Here is a 598-nt window from a genome sequence, read left to right on the forward strand (position 1 = left end):
TGTACGTTGCGATCAACCCGCCGGACATGTCCAGAACGCCAAGCTGGTTGCCGTTCTGAAGCGCAACATAAAGCTCGCGGCGTTTGGAATTGATGCCAAGGCCAAAGCGTTCGATCTGCACCGCTGCGCCGACCGATGGATTGGTCGCCCGGATTGTCCTAAGCACCGTGCCGTTCAAATCCACCTCGGCGATCAGGCGATTGCGGATGAACAGCACATAAAGCGTGCCGGTCGTTTCATCAAAGGCCAGCCCGCCAATCGGCCCCTGTGGCTGGCTGAGGGTTATGTTGCGCACAAATTGCCCGTCGCGGGTCAGTTCCGCGATCATCACCCCGTTCGGATGGTCGAGGAACAAATGCCCGTCGCTTCCCCGAATGGCCAACCCGCATTCCTTGATGGGAAACTCGTCAGGTGTGATGCCACCGCATCCGGCCGGAACCCGCTGTGCCGCAAAGGTACGCAGGACACGGCCATTTCGGTCCAACTCCTGTAGTTGGGTGCCGGGAAGATTGCGCAGGAAGATCCGCCGTCGCGGCTCATCATAAGCCAACCCGACGATCGATCCGGAGATCGGGATCAGGCGCGTCGTGCCGTTCGG

At 60.2% G+C, this 598-nt stretch carries 1 protein-coding gene; it reads right to left on the minus strand.

Features of this window, described 5'->3' with window-relative positions:
• The coding region (locus ACR0C6_RS22010; protein ID WP_480621309.1) for an SdiA-regulated/phytase-like domain-containing protein at nt 1-598 on the minus strand (598 nt) is incomplete at both ends.

This window comes from Ruegeria sp. AL12, assembly GCF_056540885.1.